The organism is Streptomyces sp. NPDC038707 (assembly GCF_040636485.1).
GTDB lineage: Bacteria > Actinomycetota > Actinomycetes > Streptomycetales > Streptomycetaceae > Streptomyces.
The window spans coordinates 191,043-207,786 of record NZ_JBEZUP010000010.1; the positions used below are offsets into that span (position 1 = coordinate 191,043).

Below are 16,744 nucleotides of genomic sequence, written 5' to 3' on the forward strand. Positions count from 1 at the left end.
CCGCTAGCTACAAGCGGCTCAGAACTTGAGCCCGGCTTCGCGGGCGGCGTCCGCCAGGGCCGCGATGCGGCCGGCGTACTGGTTGCCACCACGGTCGAACACGACGGCCTCGACACCGGCGGCCTTGGCACGCTCGGCGACCAGGGCGCCGACCTGCTTGGCCTGCGCGGACTTGTCGCCCTCGCCACCGCGGATCGACGCGTCCAGCGTGGACGCCGACGCCAGGGTGTGGCCCTTCAGGTCGTCGATCACCTGCGCCACGATGTGGCGGTTGGAGCGGGTCACGACCAGACGGGGACGCTCCGCCGTACCGGAAACCTTCTTGCGGATCCGGATGTGACGGCGCTTGATCGCGGCGCGCTTGTAGGCGTCGCCCTTGAGGATCTTCTGCCCGTATGCCATGGCTTACTTACCCGCCTTTCCGACCTTGCGGCGGATGACTTCGCCCTCGTACTTGACGCCCTTGGCCTTGTACGGGTCGGGCTTGCGCAGCTTGCGGATGTTGGCCGCAACCTCGCCGACCTTCTGCTTGTCGATGCCCTCGACCGAGAAACGGGTCGGGGTCTCCACCTTGAAGGTGATGCCCTCGGGGGCCTCGACCACGATCGGGTGGCTGTAACCGAGAGCGAACTCCAGGTTGGAACCCTTGGCGGTCACTCGGTAACCGACACCGCTGATCTCGAGCTTCTTCACGTAACCCTGGGTCACGCCGGTGATCATGTTCGCCACCAGCGTGCGGGAGAGGCCGTGCAGGGCCTTGCTCTGACGCTCGTCGTTCGGGCGCAGCACCTGGAGGGTGCCGTCCTCGCCCTTAGCGATGTCGATCGGAGCCGCAACGGTGTGGGTCAGTTCGCCCTTGGGGCCCTTGACCTTGACCGTACGGCCGTCGATGGTGACGTCCACGCCGGCGGGAACCGCGATGGGGAGCTTGCCGATGCGCGACATAGCTGTTTCCTCCGTTCCCTTCTGCTACCAGACGTAGGCGAGGACTTCCCCACCCACGCCCTTCTTGCCGGCCTGCTTGTCGGTGAGGAGCCCGTGCGACGTGGAGATGATCGCCACGCCCAGGCCGCCGAGCACCTTCGGCAGGTTGGTGGACTTCGCGTAGACCCGGAGACCGGGCTTGGAGATCCGCTTGATGCCCGCGATGGAGCGCTCACGGTTGGGGCCGAACTTCAGCTCCAGGACGAGGTTCTTGCCGACCTCGGCGTCCTCGACCTTCCAGCCCGTGATGAAGCCCTCCTGCTGGAGGATCTCCGCGATGTGCGACTTGATCTTGGAGTGCGGCATCGACACCGAGTCGTGGTACGCCGAGTTCGCGTTCCGCAGACGCGTCAACATGTCTGCGATCGGATCAGTCATGGTCATGAATTGGCCTGTGGCCTTTCTCGCCGGGGTTTCCTATATGCGCCATCCCTCTCCCCGTACTTCTGCAGACGGGACGGGTGCGGCGCGGGGACCTACGGCGTAGTAAGTCGTTCAGGGCGGCAGAGCCCAACCCCACCAGCCTACGGCATGCGGGGTTCGGGCCCTGCCGTCCCGGTTGCTTACCGAGAGGTCCAGGAATCCCTAAAGGTGGGGATTACCAGGAGCTCTTGGTCACGCCCGGCAGCTCGCCACGGTGAGCCATCTCACGGAGGCACACGCGGCACAGGCCGAACTTGCGGTACACGGAGTGCGGACGACCGCAGCGCTGGCAGCGGGTGTAGCCACGCACACCGAACTTGGGCTTGCGAGCAGCCTTCGCGATGAGAGCCTTCTTCGCCATCTCGCTCACGCCTCCTTGAACGGGAAGCCGAGGTGACGGAGAAGGGCACGGCCCTCTTCGTCGTTGGTCGCCGTGGTGACCACGGTGATGTCCATACCCCGGACGCGGTCGATCTTGTCCTGGTCGATCTCGTGGAACATGACCTGCTCCGTGAGACCGAAGGTGTAGTTGCCACGGCCGTCGAACTGCTTCGGGGACAGGCCGCGGAAGTCGCGGATGCGCGGGAGCGCCAGCGACAGGGTGCGGTCCAGGAACTCCCACATGCGGTCGCCACGGAGCGTGACGTGGGCACCGATCGGCTGACCCTCGCGCAGCTTGAACTGCGCGATGGACTTGCGGGCCTTGGTGACGGCCGGCTTCTGACCGGTGATGGTGGTCAGGTCGCGGATCGCGCCCTCGATCAGCTTCGAGTCACGGGCGGCGTCGCCGACACCCATGTTGACCACGATCTTGACGAGGCCGGGAACCTGCATGACGTTCTCGTACTTGAACTCGTCACGCAGCTTGCCCGCGATCTCCTCGCGGTACTTCTGCTTCAGACGCGGAGTGGTGGTGGTAGCCATCAGATGTCCTCACCCGTCCGCTTGGCAACGCGGATCTTGTTGCCCTCTTCGTCGAAGCGGTAGCCGACACGCGTGACGACCTTCTTGCCGTCCTTCTCCACGACCAGCTGGACGTTGGAGACGTGGATCGGCGCCTCGGTGGTCACGATGCCGCCGGCCTGGGAACCGCTGGCAGTCGGACCGGCCTTGGTGTGCTTCTTGACCCGGTTGACACCCTCGACCAGGACGCGCTCCTCGCGCGGGTAAGCGGCAATGACCTTGCCCTGCTTGCCCTTGTCCTTGCCGGTGATGACCTGGACCAGGTCGCCCTTCTTGATCTTCATGCTTACAGCACCTCCGGCGCGAGCGAGATGATCTTCATGAACTTCTTCTCGCGCAGCTCACGGCCGACCGGGCCGAAGATGCGGGTGCCGCGAGGGTCGCCGTCGTTCTTCAGAATGACGGCGGCGTTCTCGTCGAAGCGGATGTACGAGCCGTCCGGACGGCGGCGCTCCTTGACGGTGCGAACGATGACCGCCTTGACGACGTCACCCTTCTTCACGTTGCCACCGGGGATCGCGTCCTTGACGGTGGCGACGATGACGTCACCGATGCCCGCGTAGCGGCGACCGGAGCCACCGAGCACACGGATGCAAAGGATCTCCTTCGCACCAGTGTTGTCGGCGACACGCAGTCGCGACTCCTGCTGGATCACGTCTATCTCCTGATCGTCTGCCGGTTCCCGGCAGGAGCTGGCTTTTCAGACCGAGCCCCTGCCGAGCCTGGCGGAACTGACCTGCGGGTTTGCCCCGCAGGAATTACTTGGCCTTCTCGAGGATCTCGACGACGCGCCAGCGCTTCGTCGCGGACAGCGGCCGGGTCTCCATGAGGAGGACGCGGTCGCCGACGCCCGCAGCGTTCTGCTCGTCGTGGGCCTTGAGCTTGTTCGTACGGCGGATGACCTTGCCGTACAGCGCGTGCTTCACACGGTCCTCGACGGCGACGACGACGGTCTTGTCCATCTTGTCGCTGACGACCAGACCCTCACGGGTCTTGCGGAAGCCTCGGGCTTCGGTGTTCTGCTCAGTCACGTTGTTCTCGCTCATGCGTTCTCCACCGTTTCGATGCCCAGCTCGCGCTCGCGCATCAGGGTGTAGATCCGCGCGATGTCCTTACGGACGGCCTTCAGCCGACCGTGGTTTTCGAGCTGACCCGTGGCCGCCTGGAAGCGGAGGTTGAACAGCTCTTCCTTGGCCTCGCGGAGCTTCGCCAGAAGCTCCTCGTTGCCCAGCTCGCGCAGCTCGGACGCCTTGGTACCGGCCGACATCACGCTTCACCTGCCTCGCGCTTGACGATCCGGCACTTCATCGGCAGCTTGTGGGCCGCACGGGTCAGCGCCTCACGGGCGATCTTCTCGTTGGGGTACGACAGCTCGAACATCACACGTCCGGGCTTGACGTTCGCGATCCACCACTCCGGGGAACCCTTACCGGAACCCATGCGGGTCTCGGCCGGCTTCTTGGTGAGGGGACGGTCCGGGTAGATGTTGATCCAGACCTTGCCGCCACGCTTGATGTGGCGGGTCATCGCGATACGGGCCGCCTCGATCTGGCGGTTCGTGACGTAGGCCGGGGTCAGCGCCTGGATGCCGTATTCGCCGAACGCAACCTGCGTTCCACCCTTGGACATACCGTTGCGCTTCGGGTGGTGCTGCTTGCGGTGCTTGACCCTACGGGGGATCAGCATTTCGGTCAGGCCTCCGTTCCGGTGCTCTCAGCCGGAGCGGCAGCCGCGGGGGCCTCGGCCTTGGGGGCCTCGGCACCGGCAGCCTGCTGCGGCTTGCGACCGCGCCGCTCGCCACCGCGGCCACCACGGGCCGGGCGGTCGGCGCCACCGCGGGCCGGGCGGTTACCCGCACGGGCGGCAGCGTTCTCGGCGCGGACCTCGGCGATGTTCTTGACGTCGCCCTTGTAGATCCAGACCTTCACGCCGATGCGGCCGAAGGTCGTCTTGGCCTCGAAGAAGCCGTAGTCAACGTTCGCGCGGAGCGTGTGCAGGGGCACGCGGCCCTCGCGGTAGAACTCCGAGCGGGACATCTCGGCGCCGCCGAGGCGGCCACCGCACTGGATCTTGATGCCCTTGGCGCCGGCCTTCATGGCGGACTGCATGCTCTTGCGCATGGCCCGACGGAAGGAGACGCGGGAGGACAGCTGCTCGGCGACGGCCTGGGCCACCAGCTGAGCGTCCGTCTCCGGGTTCTTGACCTCGAGGATGTTGAGCTGGACCTGCTTGCCGGTCAGCTTCTCCAGGTCACCGCGGATGCGGTCGGCCTCGGCGCCGCGGCGGCCGATGACGATGCCCGGGCGAGCGGTGTGGATGTCCACGCGGACGCGGTCACGGGTGCGCTCGATCTCCACCTTGGAGATGCCGGCGCGCTCCATGCCGGACGTCATCATCCGACGGATGGCGACGTCTTCCTTGACGTAGTCCTTGTACAGCTTGTCGGCGTACCAACGCGACTTGAAGTCGGTCGTGACACCGAGCCGGAACCCGTGCGGGTTTACCTTCTGGCCCATTACCGGGTTCCTTCCTTGCTGCTGACGACCACGGTGATGTGGCTGGTCCGCTTGCGGATCCGGTAGGCACGGCCCTGGGCGCGCGGCCGGAACCGCTTCAGGGTCGGGCCCTCGTCGACGTAGGCCTCGGAAACGAAGAGGCTGTCGACATCGGTGTGGTCGTAGTTGTGCGCGGCGTTGGCGATGGCGCTGTCGAGCACCTTGCCGACGGGCACGGAGGCTGCCTGCGGAGCGAATCGCAGAACAGCCTGGGCCTCCGTGGCGTTCATGCCACGGATGAGGTCCACCACACGGCGGGCCTTCATGGGCGTCACGCGGATGTACCGCGCCTGTGCCCTGGCTTCCATGGTTGTCCCTTCAGAGTTACTTACGTGTCTGAATGCGATCCGCTACTAGCGGCGCTTCGACTTCCGGTCTTCCTTGACGTGACCCCGGAAGGTGCGCGTCGGCGAGAACTCGCCGAGCTTGTGGCCGACCATCGCCTCGGTGACGAACACCGGGATGTGGGTCTTGCCGTTGTGCACCGCGATCGTGTGGCCGAGCATGGCCGGGACGATCATCGAGCGACGGGACCAGGTCTTGATGACGTTCTTGGTGCCGGCATCGTTCTGGGCGTCCACCTTCTTCATCAGGTGGTCGTCGACGAAGGGCCCCTTCTTCAAGCTACGAGGCATCTCAACCCGTCCTTAGCGCTTCTTGTTCGTCTTGCGGCGGCGGACGATGTACTTGTTCGACGCCTTCTTGGGCGAACGAGTACGGCCTTCCTTCTTGCCCCACGGGGACACAGGGTGGCGGCCACCGGAGGTCCGGCCCTCACCACCACCGTGCGGGTGGTCGACCGGGTTCATGACCACACCACGGACGGTCGGGCGAACGCCCAGCCACCGCTTACGGCCGGCCTTGCCCCAGTTGATGTTCGACTGCTCGGCGTTGCCGACCTCGCCGACGGTGGCGCGGCAGCGCACGTCGACCAGACGGATCTCACCGGACGGCATGCGCAGGTGGGCGTAGGCGCCCTCCTTCGCGAGCAGCTGCACGGAGGCACCCGCGGAGCGGGCGAACTTGGCACCGCCACCGGGACGGAGCTCGATCGCGTGGATCGTGGTACCGACCGGGATGTTGCGGAGGGCCAGGTTGTTGCCCGGCTTGATGTCGGCCCCGGGACCGTTCTCCACGGTGTCGCCCTGGTGCAGGTTGCGCGGGGCGAGGATGTAGCGCTTCTCGCCGTCGGCGTAGTGCAGCAGCGCGATGCGCGCGGTGCGGTTGGGGTCGTACTCGATGTGCGCGACCTTCGCCGGCACGCCGTCCTTGTCGTGACGACGGAAGTCGATCACTCGGTAGGCGCGCTTGTGTCCGCCACCCTGGTGGCGAACGGTCACACGACCGGCGTTGTTACGGCCGCCCTTGCTGTGCAGGGGACGGACCAGCGACTTCTCCGGCGTGGACCGCGTGACCTCGACGAAGTCGGCAACGCTGGCGCCACGACGGCCCGGCGTAGTCGGCTTGTACTTGCGGATTCCCATTTCTCAGTCCTCGTCCGATATCGGACGATCCGGACCGCCCTTAGGCGGTCGGACCGCCGAAGATGTCGATACGGTCGCCCTCGGCGAGGGTCACGATCGCGCGCTTGCTGCCGGCACGCTGACCGAAGCCGGTCTTCGTGCGCTTGCGCTTGCCCTGGCGGTTGATCGTGTTGACCCCGGTGACCTTGACGTCGAAGACCGCCTGGACGGCCTGCTTGATCTGGGTCTTGTTGGCGCCCGGGGCGACGATGAACGTGTACTTGTTCTCGTCGAGGAGCGCGTAGCTCTTCTCGGAGACGACCGGCTTGAGCAGCACGTCACGGGGGTCCGTGAAGGACTTGCTCAGCGGGGTCTCGACGGTGTTCTTGCCCTCGGCGGCGTGACGACGCGCCTTGGCGACGCGCGCGGCCTTGGCGGCCTTGGCGGCCTTCGAGGCGATAGCGGGGTGACGGATGGCCATCAGACCTCGCTCCCTTCGGTGTCGTTGGCCTTCGGGCCGGCGACGAAGGACTCGAAAGCGGCCTGGGTGAAGACCACGTCGTCCGAGACGAGAACGTCGTACGTGTTCAGCTGGCCCGGCTCCAGGATGTGGACCTGGGGCAGGTTGCGGGCGGACAGCCACGCGGCCTCGTCGGAGCGCTCGGCGACCAGGAGCAGGTTCTTGCGCTCCGAGATCTTGCCGAACAGGCTCTTCGCGGCCTTCGTGGAGATGTCACCCTCGACCACGCCGGAGACGACGTGGATGCGGTTGTGACGCGCCCGGTCGGTGAGGGCACCGCGCAGGGCGGCGGCCTTCATCTTCTTCGGGGTCCGCTGCGAGTAGTCACGCGGCACGGGACCGTGCACGACGCCACCACCGGCGAACTGCGGCGCGCGGGTCGAACCCTGGCGGGCGCGACCGGTGCCCTTCTGGCGGTACGGCTTCTTGCCGCCACCACGGACTTCACCGCGGGTCTTGGTCTTGTGCGTGCCCTGGCGGGCAGCGGCCAGCTGCGCGACGACGACCTGGTGGATCAGCGGGACGCTGACCTTGGCGTCGAAGATCTCCGCGGGGAGCTCGACGGAACCGGCCTTCTCGCCCGCCGGCGAAAGGATGTCAACAGTGCTCATCGGTTACCTCAGGCCCCCTTGGCCGCGGTGCGGACCAGGACGAGGCCGCCGTTCGGACCGGGAACCGCGCCCTTGATGAGCAGCAGACCCTTCTCCGCGTCAACGGCGTGGACGGTCAGGTTCTGGGTGGTGACCCGCTCGTTGCCCATGCGACCCGCCATGCGGAGGCCCTTGAACACACGGCCCGGGGTGGCGCAGCCACCGATGGAACCGGGCGAGCGGTGCTTGCGCTGGGTGCCGTGACCGGCGCCGAGGCCACCGAAGTTGTGACGCTTCATGACACCGGCGAAGCCCTTGCCCTTGCTCTTGCCGGTGACGTCGACCTTCACGCCGGCCTCGAACACCTCAGCGGTGATCTCCTGGCCCAGCGTGTACTCGGAGGCGTCCGCGGTGCGGATCTCGACGAGGTGGCGACGGGGGGTGACGTCGGCCTTGGCGAAGTGACCCTTGAGGGGCTTGTTCACCTTGCGCGGGTCGATCTCGCCGAAGGCGATCTGGACCGACTCGTAGCCGTCGACGTCGTTCGTACGAACCTGGGTCACGACGTTGGGGCCGGCCTTGACGACGGTGACCGGAACAACACGGTTGTTCTCGTCCCACACCTGCGTCATGCCGAGCTTCTCGCCCAGGATGCCCTTGATCTGCTTAGCCATTCTCAGCCCACCAGCCTCAGAGCTTGATCTCGATGTCGACACCGGCCGGGAGGTCGAGTCGCATCAGAGAGTCAACGGTCTTGGGGGTCGGGTCGAGGATGTCGATCAGGCGCTTGTGCGTGCGCATCTCGAAGTGCTCGCGCGAGTCCTTGTACTTGTGCGGCGACTTGATGACGCAGTACACGTTCTTCTCAGTGGGCAGCGGCACCGGGCCCGCGACCGACGCACCAGTGCGAGTCACCGTCTCGACGATCTTCTTCGCCGAAGAGTCGATGACCTCGTGGTCGTAGGCCTTGAGCCGGATGCGGATCTTCTGTCCCGCCATGGCTACTCAGTAGTCCTGTCTCTCTAACGCTCTGGAACCCGGTGTTTCTTCTGGGTGACCCTTGCTCCTCCGACCCACGCGGTCGGGCGTGTCGCGCTCCCGCTGACATGGATGTCCCTTGTCCGAACATCCCTGCGGGATTGACACGGCCCTTCCGGAACCGCGGACCGGGGACCTGGGGCCCACCGGGCGCCTGGCCGGTATCGCGCTCACACTTCCCGGAAGATTCCCGTACGTCCGCCCCAGTGCTGCCCGAGGGCAGTTAGGACGACGAGTACTGTGGGACTCGCTTCCGGTCCTCCCGGCGGGAGGCGCGCAGCATCAACACTCGACCGAGCAACTCGGACAGTCTGCCATATGGGGCGGCCGCTGTGCCAATCGGGCCGAAGAGATTACCCCGAAGGTGACGTAGGTCAAACCGGAGTGCCGGTGCGGCGCACCGCGGCTTCCGGTACGAGATCACCGGCACCGAAGATGACCGTGTGCACGACATCACCCCGTACGCCTTCCGGATCTCGGCGGACAACCCGGTACCGCTGCCCGCCTCCGACAGGGAGCTGGTCTCGACGGTCTCCCACCGCTCCGGGAACGCGCCGCTGGCCCGGGTCTACGCCTCCCGTACGGCCGGACGCCCGCTCTGGATCCACACCGCCCCGGACGACCGCCCGCTGTGTTCCCTCACCCCCGCCGGTCCGGACGCCCACGACGTCCACGCGCCCGACGGCACTCCCCTGGCCCGCGTCACCCGCCGCCCCGGCCGCCTCCTGCCCTGGCCCCGCCGGACCCGCTGGACCGCGCGGCTCGCCGGTCAGCAGGTGCACATCACTGGCAAGGCCGGCACCTGGTACGCCTGGCTGCTCTACGTGGTCACCGCGCCCGCCTGGCTCCTCTGGGTGGTCTGCGCGACGGTGTACTCGTTCTTCGACGGCAGCCCGGACGACTTCACCTTCGGCCGCCCCGCCCGCGTCCGCTGGCGCGCCCCCGGCACCGGCACGATCCTGGACCACCGGGGCCTGAGCAGGACCTACCGTCACGCTCCCCGGCACCTGGACACCCGGGTCGCCTACGCCCTGGCGGTCCTGCACCACCGGGACCGCGAGCGGATCAGAGCTTGAACAGTGCCCCGCGCCAGGTCCACCCCGCGCCGAGGACAGCCTCCTGCAAAGGCGTCTTCAGCTCGGCGGTGTCGAAGTGGAAGTCTTCCGTCGCCCTGATCCTGCCGTCGTCGCCCCGCTCGACCGTCCAGCGCCGGGACACGGTTTTGACCTGCCCGCGGGACCGCTCGGCCGACAGCACCAGCTTGGGCGTCCCGCCGGCCCAGGTGACCTCCCACTCCCGGTCGAGGGCGCGCACCTCCCGGTTCTCCGGGACCAGGCGCATCCGGACCTCGAAGGCGCGGCTGACCTGGGTCCGGGCGAAGAAGGTGTGCCAGGCGGGGTCCCGGATGCGCCATTCGGCGACCAGATCGGCCCCGTCGGCGAGCCCCTCCCGCACGACGTACGGCGCGTCCGGCCCGCCGACGGCGAGCAGGGCGGCGCGGACCTCGTCGGCGGACCGGGGCGGGACGCCGCGGTCGGGGTGCCTGGTGCCGGTGAACAGGTCTCGCAGGCCCATGTGATCACCTTCCCGTGTCCGGGCGGATGGAGCGCACGAACTCCTGGAAGTCCGGGAGAACGGCGTCGTGCTGCGTCGTGGTGGCGGTCAGGTACGCCCGGATCACCGCCTGCCTGTGCGGATTCCCGGTGTCCAGGAGGGCCAGGTGCACCTGGGACTGGACGAGGTCACGGCGCGCCCCGTCCACGACGGCCGTGAACGTCAGCCGCTGCGTCAGGGCGGGCGCGGCGTCGGTGCCGGTCTCGCGACGGCTCACCACCACCACCGGGCCGGCCACTGCCTGCAAGCGCTGGACCGACTCGTCGGCGGACTCGGTCAGGCTCCCGTCGGCCCGGAACTCGCCGTCGATGGTGATGTTGGCGGTGAACCCGGAGTCCGGCCCGGGGTGGAGCGCGACGAAGGCGGCGGTGGAGGCGCCGACCTCGTCCGGAGGTGCCGGCCGCCAGCCGTCCGGCAGCCTGAATTCGATCGGTACCGGCAGGGTCGAGGGCATGGGAGTCGTTCCTTCCACGGGGTGGCCCATCAGAACAGACTGGTGAAGCCGTGCTTGATCGAGCCCGCGGCGTCACCGGCGAAATCGACCACGTCCCCCAGGGCGTCGGCCGCGTCGCCCGCGGCCTCGCCCACCTTGTCCGGGTCGACGGTGAACTCGGCGCCGACGGAGCCACCGAGTCCGACAGCGAGGCCCACCTTGGTACCGACATGGAACTTACCGTCGTCGCCCTTGCCGAACGTCAACTTGGCTTCCGCACCCGCACCGGCCCATCCCTCGGCCGTGGCACCGGCGCCGATCCCCGCGACCTCGCCTCCCGCCGCGCCGCCGGCCTTGCCCCCGGCGAACGCCTTCGCGCCGGCGTTGAGGCCCTCCAGTCCCACACCGGCACTCGCCTGGGCCTCGGCACCGTCGAACCCGGTACCGCGCAGGTAGCCGGCGCCGAGGTAGCCGTACTCGGCCCGCCCTTCCACGAGGGCCCGTGCTCCCGCGGACACCTCGGCGGACCCGGATATGCCCTTGTCGGTCATGGCACCGGACGCCGACGCCCGGGCGCCCACCACGAGATCACCCACCATGGCGAGCTTGAAGTCGCCGTTGGAGAGCGTGCCCTCCCCGGTGATGTGGTCGAGGTCCGCGTATGCCTTGGCCGTCCCCTCCTTGCCGTACTTCGGGCCGCTCACGCTGACTCCGGCGTCGGGCCCCGAGCCCTTGCCCTCGCCGTGCCACTGCCACCCGTCGGTCTCCGTCCGGGCCTTGCCGTCCTTGGCCGGTCCGGGGGCGTGGTACGTGCTCAGGTCCCCGTGCGCCGTGCCGTTGAAGCCGTTCATCGTGCCGTCGGTGATGTCGGTGTCGGCCACCACGGTCTGGAGGGCGAACTGGACGTCCTGGTCGGCCGTGTCCACGTTCTTCACGCACTGGTCGATGTGGGCCTGCCAGGAGGCCACGGCCTTGCGGACGCTCTCCTGGTAGTCGGGGTCGTGCGCGAGGGCCTGGTGGTCCCCGGCACTGAGCTTCGACGTGTCGTACGAGACGACGCCCTGGTCCGACACCTTCATCCCCTGGTCGACGGCGTCGTCCCGGGCCGACTCCAGTTTCTTGCGCAGGTCCACGAAACGGGTGTGCGCGTCCCGCAGGAGCGAGGCGATGGCCTTGGCCTCCACCTGGGCCTTCTGGAACTCCTTCAGCGTGTCGCCGAGGCGCTTCTGGGCGACGTCCCCGCTGAACCCCATCCAGGACGAACCGAGGGTGATGCCGTGCACGCTCTTCGCGTACGCCGTCTCCTGGTCGTGGAACTGTTTCGCCATCCCGTCCCAGCGGTCGGCCGCCGTGGTGAGCGTGGACAGGTCGGTCGTCATGACTTCGTGGTACGTCGGCATGGGTCCCCGTTGAATGCGATGCCTGTGAGTCGGATCGAGCGAAGTCAGTGCTGCGGCGGCGGCGAGTACTGGTCGAACACCGACGGTCTGCGCGTCGCCGCGCCGACCCCGGCGTCGGTGCCCTGCAAGGTGGTGTCGGCGGCCCGCAGCGCCCCCTTGTCCTGCGCCAGGAGGGTCATCAGGTTCTTGACCTGCTCACCCCACGTCTTGTGCATCGTCTGCACGGCCTTGGACGTCAGCCAGCCGTCGCCGTCCTTCGCGCCGAACGCCTTCACCGCCGCGTCCGTCTCGCCGTCCGCCCAGGCCCCCGCCGTGCGCGTGCCCGGCTCGATGTCCCGCTCGATCGAGTTCGCGGCGGCCTGCTTCTCGGCGGACGACGACGTGAGGCGCCCGCCCGCGGCACCGCCGCCCCCGGGATCGGCCAGGTGGTTCAGCCGCATCCCCGCGGGCTGGGCCACCGCCCCTGTTGTGCCCTGTTCTCCTGGTGCGCCAGTCACAACGCGTTGCCCCCGTTCCAGGTGGTGTTGTGCACCTGCCAGGGTAGCGATCATCGTGGCGCCTGCGGGGCGGGGATGTTGATCTGTGACCCGCCCGACGCGTCGGCCGTACGGCTAGGAGACCGGGCCGGACGGGGGCGGCCCCCACTGCGGCGGCCGGGCCCAGGCTGCCGTGAGCCGACGGCGGTGGCGGCTGCGGCGGACGGCGGTGACGACGACGATCGTCGCGGACGCGAAGAACGCGGCGAGCAGACAGCCGATTCCGGCGGCGATGCTGCCGATCGTGGACCCCACCTGGGGCTTGTCCCCCAGCGCGAACTCGGCCTGCACCTCAGAGGTGCAGGTGAGGGAGTAGTCGCCGCTGCTGCCGGGTTTCACCTCGAAGACCCGCTCCCAGGTGCGGGACCCCGTGGTGACGCGGAACGTGCTGTCCGGCTGGGTCATCGACCCGGACCGCATCTCCGGGATCCGGCACTCGACATGGGCCCGCCCGGCCTGGGAGACGTAGATCGCCTTGGTCTCCCCCTCCACGAAGCGGAACGTCCGCGACTCACCGTTGGAGAAACTCCGGTCCGTGTCGATCGAGTGGACCGTGTCCTTCACCGTCACCACCAGGAAGACGGCCCCGACAGCGGCCAGCACGATCCCCAGCAGCGCGGCGACCAGGTACCAGACGCGCCGCGGCCGCAGGTCCCTGGCCGGGATGCTCGGCGGCACGGGCGGCGGGCCGGCGTACGGCTGTCCCCACGGGTGGGGGTTCTGTATCGCCAAACCGGCTCACCGACCCACGGCGTACGTCAGGAAGTCGGCCCAGGCGGCCGGGGCGACGGTGAGGCAGGGGCCGTCGGTGTTCTTGGAGTCGCGGACGTGGATGGTGGTGGGGGTGGGGGCGAATTCGAGGCAGTCGTTGCCGTTGCTGCTGTCGCTGTAGCTGCTCTTGGACCAGGTGAGAGCCGCCTCGATGCAGTCGTTGCCGTTACTGCTGCTGCTGTAGCTGCTCTTGAACCAGCGGAGTTCCGGGGTGCTCATAGTTCTCCCAGCGCTTTCTCGATGATGTCCAGAGACTCCTCTGGAGGGAGCGCCTGCGACCGGATGATGCCATAGCGCAAGTCGAGGATGCGGAGCTGCCTCGGGGTCGAGACGGGGCGGCCTGAGAAGTCGCCGTCGGTGCGGCCCAATCCCGTACCGTCAGCAAACTTCAGCACCTGGATACGACCGCCCGTACCGGGATGGTTCGCACGGACCGTCGGCATCACCTGAAGCTCCACGAACGGCAACTGGGCAACCTCCAGCATGTGTTCGAGCTGACGGCGCAGCACCATTGTGTCGCCAACCGGGCGCCGCAGCGTCACCTCTTCCTGAACGAAACTGATCTCTGGTACGGGCGAGCGGTCGAAGACGGACTTGCGGGCCATCCGTGCACCCACCATGCGCTCCAACTGGTCGGGCGAGTATGCCGGGCGCCAAGTGCGAAGCAGTGCTCGCGCGTACTCCTCCGTCTGCAACAGCCCATGGATGTTGTGGTTGCTGTAGAGCAGCATCTCCACCGCCCGCCCCTCCAGCTCTGCCAACGCCCGTACCTTCTTCGGATACCGCGCCTTCCTCATGTCCTCCCGGAAGGCCCGTAGATGCCCCTGGGCCTTCAGGAACGTGTCCGCGCTATCCAGGAACTCCGGCCTCGGGATACGCACCCCGCGTTCGATCTTGCGGATCATGTCCTCGCCGTAGCCCAAGGCCTCCGCCAGCTCCGGGACACTCACGCCGGCCGACTCCCGGCAGACCCTGAGCAGTCGGCCCACCGCCTGGACCACCGGCTCGATCTCGTCGCCCGGCTCGACGTCCCAACCGGCCTCGTCCACACCGTCACCCATGGCTCCTCCTTCGGCGCGCAGCTTTACCCGTACAACGCCGGAGACAGCCGAGACAGCCGAGACAAATCGGGAGACAGTGACTGTACGTACAGGCGTTGTCACTCCCCTACGGAACCAGGCTTCGCCACGCTCTGTGATGTGAACCAAGAAATGGGTGCCCCTGAAAACCACCCCACCGGCCACATCCCCACCTTCGACATCCGGCTGTCCCCCACACCCCGTGGTGCCCGACTCGCCCGGCTGCTCGCCGAACAGCATCTGCGGTCGTGGGGGCTGCCGGTGGAGCAGGTGACGCAGATCGTCGCCGAGCTGGCCGCGAACGCCGTCACGCACGGTCGCGTACCCGGCCGGGACTTCCAGCTCCTGATCTACGTCGTCGGACACACGCTCCGCATCGAGGTCACCGACACCCGCGACGACCGCTTCCCCCGGCTGCGGCTCCCGAGCGAGGAAGGGGAGTCCGGGCGCGGGCTCCTCCTCGTGGAGGCGCTGGCCGACAAGTGGGGCGTGGCCGTGGGCCGTCGCCCGCGCAAGACGGTGTGGGCCGAGGTGACCCTGCCGCACCGGGACCCGGCGGACCGTGCTCCGGTGACGCGGGCGGTCACTCCCCAAGGAACACCGGGGTGAAAGGACCCCACCAAGCCCCACCCCTCCCGCCCACGGCGCAAACTCACCCGCGAGGGTGAACAACGCCAACTTGGCTGGATTTGGGGCCGGTTGTCTGTCCTACGCTCAGCGCGACAGACCTGCCGACATGAGTCGGCCCTCGCCGGGAGTAGCGATCCCAGTGCGAGGGCCTGACCACCGAGGAAGGCACTAACTTCCCGATGGATATCGAGGACCCTAGCGCGCCTCCGCACGCCCAGTCCCGCGTAACCGCAAACAACCACCCGAACCGGCGGAACCATCACACCGGCTGGCTCGTCCACGACCACACCCGGCACACCACCCGCTTCACGGTGATCGGCAACCACCTCGTCCAGCACGCGGAGTTGTCGCTGCTGGCGATCGGTCTGGCGTGCCACATCCAGTCGCTGCCGCCCGGCGCCCGCGTCGACATCAAGACCCTGGCCGCCCGCTTCCCGGAGGGCGCGATCCGCATCGCGGCGGCGCTGCGGGAGCTGGAGGCCCACGGCTATCTGCGCCGCGAACGCACCCGGGTCCCCGGCGGCCGGATCGTCACCCGCACGGTCTCCTGCAACCAGCCGGGCCGCCGCGCCGAGGAACCACCCGCACCCCGACGGCGGCAGCAGCAGCAGCCCCGCCGTACGGCCCTCCCGGCGGTACCGAAGCCCGCGTACTCCTCCCCGGAGCTACTCCGCGTGGCCACGGACGTCCTCGCCGGCCTGCGCCGCGGGGACCCCCGCCTGCTTCTCTCCGCCACGGAGGCCGAACACCTGGCACCGGGGGTCGCGGCCTGGCTGGAGCGCGACCTCACCCCCACGGCGGTACACGAGGCCCTGACCGGCAACCTCCCACCGGACCCCCTGACCCGCCCGGCCGCCCTCCTGGCCCACCGCCTCACGGCCAACCTCCCGCCCCTCCCGCCGTACCGCACCCCCGAACCACCCCCTCCGGTCCGCCACCCCCTCCAGACCTGCGAATCCTGCGACCGGGCCTTCCGGGCCCCGGCTCCGGGCCACTGCCGAGACTGCCGGACCCTTCTCCTGGAGGCCGCCTAGCATGAAAGCGACGATCCTTGACCCCGGGCACAGACGAGGAGCGGGCGCCATGACCATCGCACCGGACGGCCCCCGGCAGAGCGCCACCCACCTGTACCGGACCATGCGGGATGTCGTTCAGTCGATGGATGACGCCCTCCCGGGGAAATTCGAGATCACCAAGGAAGGGATCGTTCACGACATGATGTCGCCGGGTGGGCCGCACGAGGTCACGGCCGCGCGCGTCAGCCGTCGCCTGGAGAAGGTGATGCCGGACGACCTGCTGGCCCACAACGGCACACCGGACGTGGAGGACGAGCCCGAGGCGATCCTGCGACACCCCGACGTCATGGTGATCGCCTGGGAAGACCTCGATACCGAAGGCTCCATCGACCCCCGTACCGTCCTCGCCGCCATCGAGATCGTCTCCCGTTCCAACCCGGACAACGACTGGGTGGGCAAGGTCCGCGACTACGCCCTGATGGGCATCCCCGTCTACGCGGTCTTCGACCCGCGCACCGGCACCGGCGCCGTCTTCACGGACATCCACCCCACCCCGGCCGGCCCGCGCTACGCCACCCGGAAGGACTTCGTCTACGGCGAGGACGTGACCATCGCCGACTGGACGATCCCGACCCAGGGCCTGCCGCTCTACGGGACGACGACATGAGCACGCAGGCCGACCACGGGCACGAGCCGATCCCCCGCCCCGCACCGACTGACAAGTGAGAA

The 16,744-nt window shown here is 68.2% G+C and carries 29 protein-coding genes; 4 read left to right on the plus strand and 25 right to left on the minus strand.

The genetic code is table 11. The annotated features are described in order from the left end of the window. Positions 1-18: 18 nt before the first annotated feature. The 18 genes from rplR to rpsJ form a co-directional block, all read right to left on the minus strand. On the minus strand, positions 19-402 hold the full coding sequence (gene rplR / locus AB0E62_RS16595; RefSeq protein WP_029380981.1) for a 50S ribosomal protein L18: 384 nt from the start codon (positions 400-402) through the stop codon (positions 19-21). 3 nt (positions 403-405) lie between these two features. Next, complete coding sequence (rplF, locus tag AB0E62_RS16600) at positions 406-945, minus strand: 50S ribosomal protein L6 (protein ID WP_362193280.1); 540 nt, start codon at positions 943-945, stop codon at positions 406-408. A gap of 24 nt (positions 946-969) precedes the next feature. Then, positions 970-1,368 (minus strand): 30S ribosomal protein S8, encoded by a 399-nt coding sequence (gene rpsH / locus AB0E62_RS16605; protein ID WP_014674378.1) that lies wholly within the window; start codon positions 1,366-1,368, stop codon positions 970-972. 214 nt (positions 1,369-1,582) lie between these two features. Further along, positions 1,583-1,768 (minus strand): type Z 30S ribosomal protein S14, encoded by a 186-nt coding sequence (locus AB0E62_RS16610; RefSeq protein ID WP_003948630.1) that lies wholly within the window; start codon positions 1,766-1,768, stop codon positions 1,583-1,585. Between the two features lie 5 nt (positions 1,769-1,773). Beyond that, positions 1,774-2,331, minus strand: a complete 558-nt coding sequence (rplE, locus tag AB0E62_RS16615; RefSeq protein ID WP_030345436.1) for a 50S ribosomal protein L5 — start codon at positions 2,329-2,331, stop codon at positions 1,774-1,776. Then, positions 2,331-2,654 carry a 50S ribosomal protein L24 gene (rplX, locus tag AB0E62_RS16620; protein WP_030601194.1) on the minus strand — a complete coding sequence of 108 codons (324 nt, stop codon included), beginning with the start codon at positions 2,652-2,654 and terminating at the stop codon, positions 2,331-2,333. The genes rplE and rplX overlap by 1 nt, the downstream gene beginning before the upstream one ends. Positions 2,655-2,656: 2 nt before the next feature. Further along, positions 2,657-3,025 (minus strand): 50S ribosomal protein L14, encoded by a 369-nt coding sequence (gene rplN / locus AB0E62_RS16625; protein ID WP_003998823.1) that lies wholly within the window; start codon positions 3,023-3,025, stop codon positions 2,657-2,659. Between the two features lie 103 nt (positions 3,026-3,128). Continuing rightward, complete coding sequence (gene rpsQ, locus AB0E62_RS16630; protein WP_020941675.1) at positions 3,129-3,416, minus strand: 30S ribosomal protein S17; 288 nt, start codon at positions 3,414-3,416, stop codon at positions 3,129-3,131. Beyond that, positions 3,413-3,637: a 50S ribosomal protein L29 gene (gene rpmC / locus AB0E62_RS16635; protein ID WP_007494763.1), complete on the minus strand. Its 225-nt coding sequence runs from the start codon at positions 3,635-3,637 to the stop codon at positions 3,413-3,415. The genes rpsQ and rpmC overlap by 4 nt, the downstream gene beginning before the upstream one ends. After that, entirely contained in the window at positions 3,637-4,056 is a 420-nt protein-coding gene (gene rplP, locus AB0E62_RS16640) for a 50S ribosomal protein L16 (RefSeq protein WP_009190136.1), read from the minus strand. Before rplP ends, rpmC begins: the two co-directional genes overlap by 1 nt. Positions 4,057-4,061: 5 nt before the next feature. After that, positions 4,062-4,886 carry a 30S ribosomal protein S3 gene (gene rpsC, locus AB0E62_RS16645; RefSeq protein ID WP_010036723.1) on the minus strand — a complete coding sequence of 275 codons (825 nt, stop codon included), beginning with the start codon at positions 4,884-4,886 and terminating at the stop codon, positions 4,062-4,064. Beyond that, positions 4,886-5,233, minus strand: coding sequence for a 50S ribosomal protein L22 (gene rplV, locus AB0E62_RS16650; protein WP_030601197.1), 348 nt, complete (start codon positions 5,231-5,233; stop codon positions 4,886-4,888). The genes rpsC and rplV overlap by 1 nt, the downstream gene beginning before the upstream one ends. 45 nt (positions 5,234-5,278) lie before the next feature. Beyond that, complete coding sequence (gene rpsS, locus AB0E62_RS16655) at positions 5,279-5,560, minus strand: 30S ribosomal protein S19 (protein ID WP_362193287.1); 282 nt, start codon at positions 5,558-5,560, stop codon at positions 5,279-5,281. A gap of 12 nt (positions 5,561-5,572) precedes the next feature. Next, complete coding sequence (rplB, locus tag AB0E62_RS16660; protein WP_359326348.1) at positions 5,573-6,409, minus strand: 50S ribosomal protein L2; 837 nt, start codon at positions 6,407-6,409, stop codon at positions 5,573-5,575. Positions 6,410-6,449: 40 nt separating this feature from the next. Continuing rightward, the gene (gene rplW / locus AB0E62_RS16665; RefSeq protein WP_121787376.1) at positions 6,450-6,869 is read right to left on the minus strand and encodes a 50S ribosomal protein L23; all 420 of its coding nucleotides are present in this window, start codon (positions 6,867-6,869) and stop codon (positions 6,450-6,452) included. Then, positions 6,869-7,519: a 50S ribosomal protein L4 gene (rplD, locus tag AB0E62_RS16670; protein WP_189750914.1), complete on the minus strand. Its 651-nt coding sequence runs from the start codon at positions 7,517-7,519 to the stop codon at positions 6,869-6,871. Before rplD ends, rplW begins: the two co-directional genes overlap by 1 nt. An 8-nt stretch (positions 7,520-7,527) precedes the next feature. Continuing rightward, on the minus strand, positions 7,528-8,172 hold the full coding sequence (rplC, locus tag AB0E62_RS16675; RefSeq protein ID WP_103781446.1) for a 50S ribosomal protein L3: 645 nt from the start codon (positions 8,170-8,172) through the stop codon (positions 7,528-7,530). A 16-nt stretch (positions 8,173-8,188) separates the two neighbouring features. Beyond that, on the minus strand, positions 8,189-8,497 hold the full coding sequence (gene rpsJ / locus AB0E62_RS16680; RefSeq protein ID WP_003948644.1) for a 30S ribosomal protein S10: 309 nt from the start codon (positions 8,495-8,497) through the stop codon (positions 8,189-8,191). A gap of 482 nt (positions 8,498-8,979) precedes the next feature. Between rpsJ and AB0E62_RS16685 the strand changes: the two genes are divergently transcribed. Then, positions 8,980-9,612 carry a hypothetical protein gene (locus AB0E62_RS16685; RefSeq protein WP_362193292.1) on the plus strand — a complete coding sequence of 211 codons (633 nt, stop codon included), beginning with the start codon at positions 8,980-8,982 and terminating at the stop codon, positions 9,610-9,612. Here the strand turns inward: AB0E62_RS16685 and AB0E62_RS16690 are convergent. From AB0E62_RS16690 to AB0E62_RS16720, 7 genes are all read right to left on the minus strand, one after another. Further along, a complete protein-coding gene (locus AB0E62_RS16690) occupies positions 9,602-10,111 on the minus strand; it encodes a hypothetical protein (RefSeq protein WP_362193295.1) in 510 nt (169 codons plus the stop codon). The two genes, AB0E62_RS16685 and AB0E62_RS16690, sit on opposite strands and share 11 nt — an antisense overlap. 4 nt (positions 10,112-10,115) lie before the next feature. Then, positions 10,116-10,604, minus strand: coding sequence for a hypothetical protein (locus AB0E62_RS16695; protein ID WP_362193298.1), 489 nt, complete (start codon positions 10,602-10,604; stop codon positions 10,116-10,118). Positions 10,605-10,633: 29 nt separating this feature from the next. After that, entirely contained in the window at positions 10,634-11,962 is a 1,329-nt protein-coding gene (locus AB0E62_RS16700; RefSeq protein WP_362193301.1) for a hypothetical protein, read from the minus strand. A 65-nt stretch (positions 11,963-12,027) separates the two neighbouring features. Continuing rightward, positions 12,028-12,441: a hypothetical protein gene (locus AB0E62_RS16705; RefSeq protein WP_362193304.1), complete on the minus strand. Its 414-nt coding sequence runs from the start codon at positions 12,439-12,441 to the stop codon at positions 12,028-12,030. Between the two features lie 153 nt (positions 12,442-12,594). Continuing rightward, a complete protein-coding gene (locus AB0E62_RS16710; RefSeq protein ID WP_362193306.1) occupies positions 12,595-13,251 on the minus strand; it encodes a serine/arginine repetitive matrix protein 2 in 657 nt (218 codons plus the stop codon). A 6-nt stretch (positions 13,252-13,257) separates the two neighbouring features. Then, positions 13,258-13,509 carry a DUF397 domain-containing protein gene (locus AB0E62_RS16715; RefSeq protein WP_362193309.1) on the minus strand — a complete coding sequence of 84 codons (252 nt, stop codon included), beginning with the start codon at positions 13,507-13,509 and terminating at the stop codon, positions 13,258-13,260. Continuing rightward, positions 13,506-14,351, minus strand: coding sequence for a helix-turn-helix transcriptional regulator (locus AB0E62_RS16720; RefSeq protein ID WP_362193312.1), 846 nt, complete (start codon positions 14,349-14,351; stop codon positions 13,506-13,508). The genes AB0E62_RS16715 and AB0E62_RS16720 overlap by 4 nt, the downstream gene beginning before the upstream one ends. Before the next feature lie 150 nt (positions 14,352-14,501). Between AB0E62_RS16720 and AB0E62_RS16725 the strand changes: the two genes are divergently transcribed. The 3 genes from AB0E62_RS16725 (at position 14,502) to AB0E62_RS16735 (ending at position 16,682) form a co-directional block, all read left to right on the plus strand. Then, entirely contained in the window at positions 14,502-14,978 is a 477-nt protein-coding gene (locus tag AB0E62_RS16725) for an ATP-binding protein (RefSeq protein WP_362193315.1), read from the plus strand. 200 nt (positions 14,979-15,178) lie between these two features. Further along, positions 15,179-16,033 (plus strand): helix-turn-helix domain-containing protein, encoded by an 855-nt coding sequence (locus AB0E62_RS16730; protein WP_362193318.1) that lies wholly within the window; start codon positions 15,179-15,181, stop codon positions 16,031-16,033. 49 nt (positions 16,034-16,082) lie between these two features. After that, complete coding sequence (locus AB0E62_RS16735; protein ID WP_362193321.1) at positions 16,083-16,682, plus strand: Uma2 family endonuclease; 600 nt, start codon at positions 16,083-16,085, stop codon at positions 16,680-16,682. The last annotated feature ends 62 nt before the right edge of the window (positions 16,683-16,744 follow it).

Coding starts and splice junctions, on each gene's coding strand:
- rplR (WP_029380981.1), bottom strand. CDS start 402: ATGGCATACGGGCAGAAGATCCTCAAGGGCGACGCCTACAAGCGCGCC.
- rplF (WP_362193280.1), bottom strand. CDS start 945: ATGTCGCGCATCGGCAAGCTCCCCATCGCGGTTCCCGCCGGCGTGGAC.
- rpsH (WP_014674378.1), bottom strand. CDS start 1,368: ATGACCATGACTGATCCGATCGCAGACATGTTGACGCGTCTGCGGAAC.
- AB0E62_RS16610 (WP_003948630.1), bottom strand. CDS start 1,768: ATGGCGAAGAAGGCTCTCATCGCGAAGGCTGCTCGCAAGCCCAAGTTC.
- rplE (WP_030345436.1), bottom strand. CDS start 2,331: ATGGCTACCACCACCACTCCGCGTCTGAAGCAGAAGTACCGCGAGGAG.
- rplX (WP_030601194.1), bottom strand. CDS start 2,654: ATGAAGATCAAGAAGGGCGACCTGGTCCAGGTCATCACCGGCAAGGAC.
- rpsQ (WP_020941675.1), bottom strand. CDS start 3,416: ATGAGCGAGAACAACGTGACTGAGCAGAACACCGAAGCCCGAGGCTTC.
- rpmC (WP_007494763.1), bottom strand. CDS start 3,637: ATGTCGGCCGGTACCAAGGCGTCCGAGCTGCGCGAGCTGGGCAACGAG.
- rplP (WP_009190136.1), bottom strand. CDS start 4,056: ATGCTGATCCCCCGTAGGGTCAAGCACCGCAAGCAGCACCACCCGAAG.
- rpsC (WP_010036723.1), bottom strand. CDS start 4,886: ATGGGCCAGAAGGTAAACCCGCACGGGTTCCGGCTCGGTGTCACGACC.
- rplV (WP_030601197.1), bottom strand. CDS start 5,233: ATGGAAGCCAGGGCACAGGCGCGGTACATCCGCGTGACGCCCATGAAG.
- rpsS (WP_362193287.1), bottom strand. CDS start 5,560: ATGCCTCGTAGCTTGAAGAAGGGGCCCTTCGTCGACGACCACCTGATG.
- rplB (WP_359326348.1), bottom strand. CDS start 6,409: ATGGGAATCCGCAAGTACAAGCCGACTACGCCGGGCCGTCGTGGCGCC.
- rplW (WP_121787376.1), bottom strand. CDS start 6,869: ATGGCCATCCGTCACCCCGCTATCGCCTCGAAGGCCGCCAAGGCCGCC.
- rplD (WP_189750914.1), bottom strand. CDS start 7,519: ATGAGCACTGTTGACATCCTTTCGCCGGCGGGCGAGAAGGCCGGTTCC.
- rplC (WP_103781446.1), bottom strand. CDS start 8,172: ATGGCTAAGCAGATCAAGGGCATCCTGGGCGAGAAGCTCGGCATGACG.
- rpsJ (WP_003948644.1), bottom strand. CDS start 8,497: ATGGCGGGACAGAAGATCCGCATCCGGCTCAAGGCCTACGACCACGAG.
- AB0E62_RS16690 (WP_362193295.1), bottom strand. CDS start 10,111: ATGGGCCTGCGAGACCTGTTCACCGGCACCAGGCACCCCGACCGCGGC.
- AB0E62_RS16695 (WP_362193298.1), bottom strand. CDS start 10,604: ATGCCCTCGACCCTGCCGGTACCGATCGAATTCAGGCTGCCGGACGGC.
- AB0E62_RS16700 (WP_362193301.1), bottom strand. CDS start 11,962: ATGACGACCGACCTGTCCACGCTCACCACGGCGGCCGACCGCTGGGAC.
- AB0E62_RS16715 (WP_362193309.1), bottom strand. CDS start 13,509: ATGAGCACCCCGGAACTCCGCTGGTTCAAGAGCAGCTACAGCAGCAGC.
- AB0E62_RS16720 (WP_362193312.1), bottom strand. CDS start 14,351: ATGGGTGACGGTGTGGACGAGGCCGGTTGGGACGTCGAGCCGGGCGAC.
- AB0E62_RS16725 (WP_362193315.1), top strand. CDS start 14,502: ATGGGTGCCCCTGAAAACCACCCCACCGGCCACATCCCCACCTTCGAC.
- AB0E62_RS16730 (WP_362193318.1), top strand. CDS start 15,179: ATGGATATCGAGGACCCTAGCGCGCCTCCGCACGCCCAGTCCCGCGTA.
- AB0E62_RS16735 (WP_362193321.1), top strand. CDS start 16,083: ATGACCATCGCACCGGACGGCCCCCGGCAGAGCGCCACCCACCTGTAC.